Below are 914 nucleotides of genomic sequence, written 5' to 3'. Positions count from 1 at the left end.
AAAGGTAAGAAATGCTGTAAAGATGAATGTGGAATTAATTCTTGCGAATCACAACAGAGAGTGTCTAACATGTTTGAGAAACGGCACATGTGAACTTCAGAAGCTTTGCGATGAGCTTGGTATTGATGATATTGAGTTCCAGGGAGTAAAAGAGAAGCTAAAATAGACAATCTGTCATATTCAATAGTAAGAGATTCAAGCAAGTGTATATTGTGCGGAAGATGTGTGTCCACATGCAGAGACGTACAAGGAATAGGCATACTTGATTTTACAAAAAGAGGCTTTAAAACAGAAGTTGCTCCTGCATTCGATTACAGCATGAAGGATGTTCCATGCGTATACTGCGGTCAGTGCATTCAGGCATGTCCTGTTGCAGCGTTGAGAGAAAGATCTTATATAGATGATGTATGGGATGCAATAGATGATCCGGAAAAATTTGTTGTAGTTCAGACTGCTCCTGCAGTAAGGGCATCACTTGGTGAAGAGTTCGGATATCCGGTAGGAACGGATGTTACAGGAAAAATGGTTGCAGCTTTAAAGAGGCTTGGATTTGATAAGGTATTCGACACAAACTTTTCTGCAGACCTTACAATACTTGAAGAAGGAACAGAGCTATTGAGCAGAGTGACAAACGGAGGAAAACTTCCAATGATTACATCTTGTTCACCTGGCTGGATTCGTTACTGCGAATTGAACTATCCAGAATTTTTGGATAATCTGTCTACATGCAAGTCACCTCAGCAGATGTTTGGAGCTATTGTGAAGTCATATTATGCAGAAAAAGAAGGAATTGACCCAAGCAAGATAGTGTCAGTTTCTGTAATGCCTTGCACTTCAAAGAAGACTGAAGCTAATAGACCGGAAATGGAAGTTGACGGATACAGAGATGTTGATATTCACTTACTACAAGAGAA

General features: G+C 39.8%; 1 pseudogene. It reads left to right on the top strand.

Annotated elements, in window-relative coordinates:
- Positions 1-914: pseudogene (locus BN358_RS21100) on the top strand ([Fe-Fe] hydrogenase large subunit C-terminal domain-containing protein); the annotation flags it as partial.

Source organism: Sedimentibacter sp. B4 (genome assembly GCF_000309315.1).
Taxonomy (GTDB): domain Bacteria; phylum Bacillota; class Clostridia; order Tissierellales; family Sedimentibacteraceae; genus Sedimentibacter; species Sedimentibacter saalensis.
The sequence above is the reverse complement of the archived record's forward strand: the minus strand, read 5'-3'. Positions and strand labels throughout refer to the sequence as shown.